Annotated in this window: 8 protein-coding genes; 7 read left to right on the top strand and 1 reads right to left on the bottom strand. The window is 72.0% G+C overall.

Annotated features, from left to right (window positions below):
* Positions 1–88: 88 nt before the first annotated feature.
* Positions 89–568 carry an anthrone oxygenase family protein gene (locus ABZ930_RS40860; RefSeq protein WP_361560528.1) on the bottom strand — a complete coding sequence of 160 codons (480 nt, stop codon included), beginning with the start codon at positions 566–568 and terminating at the stop codon, positions 89–91.
* Between the two features lie 93 nt (positions 569–661).
* Here ABZ930_RS40860 and ABZ930_RS40865 point away from each other — a divergent pair, with 93 nt between their 5' ends.
* From ABZ930_RS40865 to ABZ930_RS40895, 7 genes are all read left to right on the top strand, one after another.
* Positions 662–1,204 carry a GNAT family protein gene (locus tag ABZ930_RS40865; RefSeq protein WP_361560531.1) on the top strand — a complete coding sequence of 181 codons (543 nt, stop codon included), beginning with the start codon at positions 662–664 and terminating at the stop codon, positions 1,202–1,204.
* A 25-nt stretch (positions 1,205–1,229) separates the two neighbouring features.
* Entirely contained in the window at positions 1,230–1,835 is a 606-nt protein-coding gene (locus tag ABZ930_RS40870) for an ABATE domain-containing protein (protein WP_361560534.1), read from the top strand.
* An 89-nt stretch (positions 1,836–1,924) separates the two neighbouring features.
* Positions 1,925–2,530, top strand: coding sequence for a sigma-70 family RNA polymerase sigma factor (locus ABZ930_RS40875; RefSeq protein ID WP_353942880.1), 606 nt, complete (start codon positions 1,925–1,927; stop codon positions 2,528–2,530).
* Positions 2,527–3,336 carry a zf-HC2 domain-containing protein gene (locus ABZ930_RS40880; RefSeq protein ID WP_361560537.1) on the top strand — a complete coding sequence of 270 codons (810 nt, stop codon included), beginning with the start codon at positions 2,527–2,529 and terminating at the stop codon, positions 3,334–3,336. The genes ABZ930_RS40875 and ABZ930_RS40880 overlap by 4 nt, the downstream gene beginning before the upstream one ends.
* An 80-nt stretch (positions 3,337–3,416) precedes the next feature.
* Positions 3,417–5,810, top strand: a complete 2,394-nt coding sequence (locus ABZ930_RS40885; RefSeq protein WP_361560540.1) for a UvrD-helicase domain-containing protein — start codon at positions 3,417–3,419, stop codon at positions 5,808–5,810.
* A 336-nt stretch (positions 5,811–6,146) separates the two neighbouring features.
* A complete protein-coding gene (locus ABZ930_RS40890; RefSeq protein ID WP_361560543.1) occupies positions 6,147–7,592 on the top strand; it encodes an NAD-dependent malic enzyme in 1,446 nt (481 codons plus the stop codon).
* A gap of 302 nt (positions 7,593–7,894) precedes the next feature.
* A complete protein-coding gene (locus ABZ930_RS40895) occupies positions 7,895–8,176 on the top strand; it encodes an HU family DNA-binding protein (protein ID WP_016645140.1) in 282 nt (93 codons plus the stop codon).
* The last annotated feature ends 228 nt before the right edge of the window (positions 8,177–8,404 follow it).

Genomic DNA, 8,404 nt, shown 5'->3' on the forward strand with positions numbered 1-8,404 from the left:
CCCCGCGCCCCTGGGCGAGCGAAGCTCGCTTCCAGGGGCGCGGGGAACTGCGCGAGAAGCGGCCACCGGGCCGCAGCCGACGGACGACCTAGGGGCGCGGGGCGCGGGCGAGCGCCCACCCCAAGCACCCCAGCGACACCGTGCACAAAGCGGCCCGCACCGCGTTCCACGCCACCCACGGCCCCTCGAACGCGGCTCGCAACCGCCCCGCATCCCCCGGCAGGGCCAGCGCGTCGTTCAGCGGCACATTCACGGCCGACGTCAGCACGAACGCGGCGGCGTACGCCACGAACGCCGCCCACACCCACCCCCGCACCCCCACCTCCCGCCGAACCCGCCACGCGGCCACCGCGGTGAGCGGCACCGCCCCGAGGAAGCTCGCGAAGAACACGGGGTTCTGGATCACGTCGTTGATGTTCCGCATCACCTCGACGTACGTACGGTCGTCGCTGCGCGCCAGCGCCGGCATCACGGCGCACGCGAAGCTGTAGAAGGTCCCGGCGGCCAGTCCCACGGTGACGGCCGCGGCCCCCAGCAGAAGGGGGGTGAAGCGCTGCGAAGAAGTCATGTCCCCAGTGAAGGCGCGGGCCCGCCCGCCGGACATCGCCGAGCCGCGCACCCCCATAAGCGAGCGTCCACGACCGCCTCGTACCGTACGGACATGCTGATCGCCCCCGACATCGAGATGCGTCGCGCCACGGTCGACGACGCCCAGGCCCTGGCCGACGCGCAGGTCCGCAACGTCGACCACCTGCGCGCCACCGAGCCGTACCGTGAGCCGGAGTTCTACACCGCCGAGGGGCAGGTCGAGCGGCTCACCGGCGTGGGCAGCGAGACGTGGGTGCTGGTCGACAGGGCGGCCGACGGGATCGTGGTGGGCCGGCTCACGCTCAGCGGCATCGTCATGGGACCGCTGTGCAGCGCCAGCCTCGGCTACTGGATCGACGGCACCTACGCGGGCCGCGGCCTGACCACGGCCGCCGTCGAGGAGATGATCCGCGTCTGCCGCGACGAACTCGCCCTGCACCGCGTGGAGGCGGGCACCCTCACCGACAACCTGGCGTCCCAGCGGGTGCTCGCCAAGTGCGGATTCGAGCGGTACGGGCTGTCGCCCAAGTACCTCTACATCAACGGCGCCTGGCGCGACCACATCCGTTTCGCACGGCTCCTGCACGCCGACCCGCCCCCGAGCGTTCCCAAGTAGGCCCGGGGCGGGCACTGTAGAGGACATGGCAGCAGTACCCACAGGGTCCCCCCACCCCTCTCGCCCCGCACTCTGGGAGCTGCGGTTCGACTCCGGACGCCTCTGCCTGGATCTGGTCGCCACCGCGCACCCCGTCGAACGCCTCACCTCCCCCGACAGCCTGCGGGCCTGGCTGGTCGGCGCCGGTCTCGTCCCGGCGGGCGCCGACCTGGACCCGGCCGCGTCCTGGCTCGTCGCGTTCCGCGAACTCCGGCGCCACGTCGGTCTGTTGGTCCGCGGTGAACTCGCGGGCCGGCCCGTGCCCGTCGCCCTGGACCGGGTCAATCTCCTCGCCCGCGCCGCCCCGCCCGCGCCCTGCGCGGTCCGCACCGCCGACGGCACGCTGGCCCGCTCCCTGTACGCGGCGCCCGGCTGTCCGGCCCTGCTCTCGGCGGTCGCCCGGGACGCGGTGGACCTGCTCACCGACCCGTCCGCGCGCGGCGCCCTGCGCCAGTGCGAGGGCGACAACTGCCCGATCATCTACCTGGACACCTCGCGCGGGCGCCGCCGCCGCTGGTGCTCCAGCGAGGTGTGCGGCAACCGGGAACGGGTGGCCAGACACCGCCGCCGCGCCGCCCTGGCCCGCGCATAGCACCCATGCAGGTGCATGGTGCATCTCAACTCCCTTTGAACACACGCGCGTTCGTCTGCGTATCACCGTCGTGAGCCCAGCCACAGGACATGGCAGAACTGGGGACACCGGAGGTAGGCGTGCGCAAGGATTCCGCCGTGGCCGATGAACGCCCGCCCCGGGCCCGACATCGAGCGCCGCGGCCCCCGGAGCCGGACGAGGAGCTGATGCGCGCGCTCTACGCCGAGCACGCGCGCCCTCTGCTGGCCTATGTGCTGCGGCTGGTGGCGGGGGACCGGCAGCGCGCCGAGGACGTCGTGCAGGAGACGCTCATCCGTGCCTGGAAGAACGCCGGTCAGCTCAACCGTGCGACCGGTTCGGTACGCCCCTGGCTGGTGACGGTCGCCCGGCGCATCGTCATCGACGGCCACCGCAGCCGGCAGGCCCGGCCGCAGGAGGTCGATCCGTCGCCGCTGGAGGTCATCCCCGCGGAGGACGAGATCGACAAGGCGCTGTGGCTGATGACGCTGTCCGATGCCCTGGAGGACCTGACCCCGGCCCACCGGGAAGTACTCGTGGAGACGTACTTCAAGGGGCGTACGGTCAACGAGGCGGCCGAGACGCTCGGCATCCCCAGCGGAACGGTGCGCTCACGGGTGTTCTACGCCCTGCGCTCGATGAAGCTGGCGCTGGAGGAGCGGGGGGTGACGGCATGACGTTCGGACACGGGGGACGAGAGGGACACGGCGGCTACGCCGGGCAGCCGTCCGGCGATGTGCACGAGACGGTCGCCGCGTACGCGCTCGGGGTCCTCGACGACGCCGAGGCGACCGCGTTCGAGGTCCATCTCGCGGGCTGCGAGCGGTGCGCGCGGCAGCTGGAGGAGTTCGCGGGCATGGGCCCGATGCTCGCCGCCCTCGCCGATGTGCCGCCCGGCCGCGCCACGCCGGTGGTGGGGGAGTCGCTCGCGGCCCGGCCGAGCCCGCGGCTCGCGGAGACCCTGGTCGGCGAGGTGGCCCGGGGACGCGCGCGCAAGCGCCGCCGGGGCCTGTACCTGGTGGCGGCCGCCGCGGCGCTGATCGTCGGCGGCCCGCTGACGGTCCTGGCGTCGACCGGCGACGGCGGCGACGGCGGCAAGGCCGTGACCGCGCACTCCGCGGGACCCGCCGAGGACGCCTTCCAGCACATCTCCGACAAGGTGGAGGCGACCGATCCCACGACGAACGTGAGCGCGACGGTCGGCATGGAGAAGAAGGCCTGGGGCACCCACACGGTCCTGGAGCTGAAGAACGTCAAGGGCCCGCTCACGTGCTCCCTCGTCGCCGTCGGCAAGAACGGCGAACGCGAGACGGTCACCACCTGGGCCGTCCCGAAGTGGGGCTACGGCATCGCGGACAGCGCCCACGAGAGCGCCAAGTACCCGCTCTACGTCCACGGCGGCGCGGCCTTCACCCGCGACCAGATCGACCACTTCGAGGTCGAGACGCTGGACGGGAGGCAACTCGTCGAGGTGAACGCCTAGCCGTGACCTTTCACGCGTAGCTTGGGCGGCCCCCTTTCGCGTACCTTTGACGGCTGCCCAGCACGTCAGAAGGGGGCCCGGTGGCCGCTCAGGCTCAGCACGGTTCAGCGGTGGACCGCAGCACGATGGACTCCGTCCGCGACCGTGAGATCGGCGTCGAACAGAACCACCTCGACGCCGTCTACCGCCGCCTCGAGGAGAAGATCCACGAGGCGGAGTTCCTCATGGACGACGCCGCCAAACGCGGCCAGGTCGGCACCCCCGGCGCGCTGGCCGAGCGCGACGCGCAGGTCTTCCGCGCGGGTATCCACCTCAACCGGCTCAACAACGAGTTCGAGGACTTCCTGTTCGGCCGGATCGACCTGCTGCCCGGCAAGGACGGCAAGAAGGGCCCCGACGGCGCGTACACGGCCGTCGAGCCCGCCGAGGGCGCCGTACGGGAGGACAACACGGCCGACATCGCGGAGACCCTGCACATCGGCCGGATCGGCGTCCTCGACGCGGACTACTCGCCGCTGGTGATCGACTGGCGGGCCCCGGCGGCCGCCCCGTTCTACCGCTCGACGCCCGTGGACCCCGGCCGGGTGGTGCGCCGCCGGGTCATCCGGTCCAAGGGGCGCAGGGTGCTGGGCGTCGAGGACGACCTGATGCGCCCGGAGCTGACCGCGTACCTGGACGGCGAGGAGCTGCCGGCGATCGGCGACGGCGCCCTGATGGCCGCGCTCGGCCAGGCCCGCAGCCACTCCATGCGGGACATCGTCGCCTCCATCCAGGCCGAGCAGGACCTGGTCATCCGCGCCCCCGCCGCCTCGGTGACGTACGTCGAGGGCGGGCCCGGCACCGGCAAGACGGCGGTGGCGCTGCACCGCGCGGCCTACCTGCTGTACCAGGACCGGCGCCGGTACGCGGGCGGCATCCTCATCGTGTCGCCGACGCCGCTGCTCGTGGCCTACACGGAGGGCGTGCTGCCCTCGCTCGGCGAGGAGGGCCAAGTCGCGATCCGCGCGGTCGGCTCCCTCTACGACGGCTCCGACGGCGGCGCGGAGGCCACGGAGTACGACAGCCCGGCGGTCGCCCGCGTGAAGGGCTCGTCGCGGATGCTGAAGGTGCTGCGCAAGGCGGCCCGGGGCGCGCTGGAGTCGGGGCGCCCGGCCCCGGCGCGGCAGGAGCAGCTGGCGTTCGGCGAGGACGAGGCCGACGAGGGCGCGCAGACCCCGGCGGCCGGGGTGACCCCCACCCGGCTCCGCGTGGTCGCCTTCGGCCGCCGTCTGGAGCTGGAGGCCGGGCAGCTCAACCGGATCCGGCACGCGGTCCTCGGCGGCACGGCGCCGGTCAACCACCTGCGCCCGCGGGCCCGCAAGCTGCTCCTCGACGCGCTGTGGGAGCAGTCCGGCGCGGCCGGCCGGCACGCGGACCCCGAGCTCGCCGCGGAGCTGCGCTCGTCCTTCGACGAGGACATCACCGGCGAGGACGACTTCGTGCGCTTCCTGGACGCCTGGTGGCCGGAGCTGACCCCGCGCGCCGTGCTCGCCGCGATGTCCGACGAGCGCCGGCTGGGCCGCTGGGCCCGCCGGATCCTCAATCCGGGCGAGGTCCGCAAGCTGGCCCGGTCGCTGCGGCGCGAGGCGTACTCGGTGCACGACATCGCCCTGCTCGACGAGCTGAACTCCGTGCTCGGCGCCCCGGCCCGCCCGAAGCGCAGGCGCGAGTACGACCCGCTGGACCAGCTCACCGGTCTGGAGGAGCTGATGCCCGTACGGGAGGAGACCCAGTACGAGCGGGCCGAGCGGCTCGCGCAGGAGCGGACCGAGTACGCGCACGTCATCGTCGACGAGGCGCAGGACCTGACCCCGATGCAGTGGCGGATGGTCGGCCGCCGCGGCCGGCACGCCACGTGGACGATCGTCGGCGACCCGGCGCAGTCCTCCTGGTCCGACCCGGACGAGGCGGCGGCCGCCCGTGACGAGGCCCTGGGCAGCCGGCCGCGGCGCCGCTTCGAGCTGACGGTGAACTACCGCAACCCGTCGGAGATCGCGGATCTGGCGGCGAAGGTCCTCGCCCTGGCGATGCCCGGTTCCACGTCGCCCGCCGCGGTCCGCTCCACCGGCGTCGAGCCGCGTTTCGTCGCCGTCGCCGACCGGCTGGCGGACACCGTGCGGGAGGAGGCCGCCCGGCTCCTGGAGCGGGTCGACGGCACCGTCGGCGTCGTCGTGGCGATGAACCGCCGCAAGGAGGCGGCCCGCTGGCTGGCCGGGCTCGGCGACCGGGTCGTCGCCCTCGGTTCGCTGGAGGCCAAGGGGCTGGAGTACGACGCGACGATCGTGGTCTCCCCGGCGGAGATCGCGGACGAGTCGCCGGCCGGTCTGCGCGTCCTCTACGTGGCTCTGACCAGGGCGACGCAGCAGCTCACGGTGGTCTCCGCCGAGCGTGACGAACCGGACGCGCAGGGGGTGCCGGACCTGCTGCGGGACTGATCCCGTCGGGCCCTTGTGTCCGGCGACTCCGGTGTTACCGTTGATGACGGCACCGGCTCGATCCAAGCCCCCGGGCCCAACCTTCGTCCCTCAGAGGGACCACTTGCCGCGAGGCGAGCATGGCGGGTCGGTGTCATAGCCGTATCGGAAGAGGCCCACGTCACGGAAGTGACGTGGGCCTCTTTCTGTTTGCGGTCACTTCTCGTATGGTGGAAGTCAGTTTCCGAAAGCGGCGTGAACGTAAGGTTCACAATCCGATGCGACTACCACGTACTCGGCGGTAGGTGCGACGATCGGACAGCAACAGCTACACGGTGAAAGCAGAGGAAGTCGGCCATGGCAACGGCGCCCAGCGTCTCCTACTCGATGACGGTCCGGCTGGAGGTGCCCGCGAGCGGAACCGCCGTCTCGCAGCTCACCACCGCCGTGGAGTCCTCCGGCGGCTCGGTGACCGGCCTCGACGTCACCGCTTCCGGCCACGAGAAGCTCCGGATCGACGTCACGATCGCGGCCAGCTCGACGTCCCACGCGGACGAGATCGTCGAAGAGCTGCGCAAGATCGAGGGCGTGACGCTCGGGAAGGTCTCCGACCGTACGTTCCTGATGCACCTCGGCGGCAAGATCGAGATGCAGTCCAAGCACCCCATCCGCAACCGTGACGACCTCTCCATGGTCTACACGCCGGGTGTGGCCCGCGTCTGCATGGCGATCGCCGAGAACCCCGAGGACGCCCGCCGTCTGACCATCAAGCGCAACACCGTTGCGGTCGTGACGGACGGCTCCGCGGTCCTCGGCCTGGGCAACATCGGCCCGATGGCCGCCATGCCGGTCATGGAGGGCAAGGCGGCCCTCTTCAAGCGCTTCGCCGACATCGATGCCTGGCCGATCTGCCTGGACACCCAGGACACCGACGCCATCGTCGAGATCGTCAAGGCGATCGCCCCGGGCTTCGCGGGCATCAACCTGGAGGACATCTCCGCGCCGCGCTGCTTCGAGATCGAGGCCCGGCTGCGCGAGGCCCTCGACATCCCCGTCTTCCACGACGACCAGCACGGCACCGCGATCGTCGTGCTCGCCGCGCTCACCAACGCACTGCGCGTCGCGGGCAAGGCAATTGGCGACATCCGCGTCGTCATGTCGGGCGCCGGCGCGGCCGGTACCGCCATCCTCAAGCTGCTGCTCGCGGCCGGTGTGAAGAACGCGGTGGTGGCCGACATCCACGGTGTCGTGCACGCCGACCGCGAGGACCTCAAGGGCGCCGACAGCGACTCGCCGCTGCGCTGGATCGCCGACAACACCAACACTGGTGGTCCCGACGGGGTCCTGACCGGCACGCTGAAGGAAGCGGTCGTCGGCGCGGACGTCTTCATCGGCGTCTCGGCTCCGAACGTGCTGGGCGGCGAGGACGTGGCCGCGATGGCGGACGGCGCGATCGTGTTCGCGCTCGCGAACCCGGACCCCGAGGTCGACCCGGCGGTGGCCCGTGAGACGGCGGCCGTCGTGGCCACCGGCCGCTCGGACTTCCCGAACCAGATCAACAACGTGCTGGTCTTCCCCGGCGTCTTCCGCGGCCTGCTCGACGCCCAGTCGCGCACGGTCAACACGGACATGATGCTGGCGGCGGCCACGGCCCTCGCCGACGTGGTGGGCGAGGACGAGCTCAACCCGAACTACATCATCCCGAGCGTCTTCAACGACAAGGTCGCGGGTGCTGTGGCGGGGGCCGTCCGGAACGCCGCGAAGGCGGCCGGAGCGGCTGTGACAGGCGCCACGACCGCCTGAGGACCGGCGCGTCGCGGAATGCGGGGCCCTCGTGGGCCCTCTAGGGTGGCCGGGAAGCAGGCCCCCCGGCCCGCCCCGGTCCCGGGCGGTGGCGCTTTCCGTGTGACCCCCACGGGTGCCGGATTGGCTTTACCGCCGCTGGTGGGGGCAGGATGCGTCTTCGGGCGCGAGGGTTCGGACGACGGACCCGGGTCCTGGGCCTGACCGAGACCCTGGCAGCATCGGCTTCGTTGTTGCCCAACATGCGGCTTCGCGTCGCGTGGCACACGCCTCAACGGCAAGAAGAACACGGGAGTACAAACATGAACCGCAGTGAGCTGGTGGCCGCGCTGGCCGACCGCGCCGAGGTGACCCGCAAGGACGCCGACGCCGTGCTGGCCGCGTTCGCCGAGACCGTCGGCGAGATCGTTGCCAAGGGCGACGAGAAGGTCACCATCCCCGGCTTCCTGACCTTCGAGCGCACGCACCGTGCCGCTCGCACCGCTCGTAACCCGCAGACCGGCGAGCCGATCAACATCCCGGCCGGTTACAGCGTCAAGGTTTCGGCGGGCTCCAAGCTCAAGGAAGCCGCCAAGGGCAAGTAAGCCTTCGGCGATTTTTCGGCGGGCGGTCACTCGGGGTTCCGGGTGACCGCCCGCCGGTTTTTCTGGGTGCGTCGTCGGGTGCCAGGTGCGTCGTGGCTGGTCGCGCAGTTCCCCGCGCCCCTGAAGGCATGCGCTTCGCGCGCCTTCCCCTGAGCGAGCGGAGCTCGCTTCAGGCCCTCCCCCGCCACCCTGCTCCGGCCTGTCGTTGTCGCGGCTCACACGTGCATT

Origin of the sequence: Streptomyces sp. NPDC046716, from assembly GCF_040645755.1 — a bacterium.
Classification (GTDB): Bacteria; Actinomycetota; Actinomycetes; order Streptomycetales; family Streptomycetaceae; genus Streptomyces.

Excerpts from the sequence above, each read along its gene's own strand:
- ABZ930_RS40890 (WP_361560543.1), top strand. The coding sequence starts at position 6,147 with ATGGCAACGGCGCCCAGCGTCTCCTACTCGATGACGGTCCGGCTGGAG.
- ABZ930_RS40860 (WP_361560528.1), bottom strand. The coding sequence starts at position 568 with ATGACTTCTTCGCAGCGCTTCACCCCCCTTCTGCTGGGGGCCGCGGCC.
- ABZ930_RS40870 (WP_361560534.1), top strand. The coding sequence starts at position 1,230 with ATGGCAGCAGTACCCACAGGGTCCCCCCACCCCTCTCGCCCCGCACTC.
- ABZ930_RS40880 (WP_361560537.1), top strand. The coding sequence starts at position 2,527 with ATGACGTTCGGACACGGGGGACGAGAGGGACACGGCGGCTACGCCGGG.
- ABZ930_RS40875 (WP_353942880.1), top strand. The coding sequence starts at position 1,925 with ATGGCAGAACTGGGGACACCGGAGGTAGGCGTGCGCAAGGATTCCGCC.
- ABZ930_RS40865 (WP_361560531.1), top strand. The coding sequence starts at position 662 with ATGCTGATCGCCCCCGACATCGAGATGCGTCGCGCCACGGTCGACGAC.
- ABZ930_RS40895 (WP_016645140.1), top strand. The coding sequence starts at position 7,895 with ATGAACCGCAGTGAGCTGGTGGCCGCGCTGGCCGACCGCGCCGAGGTG.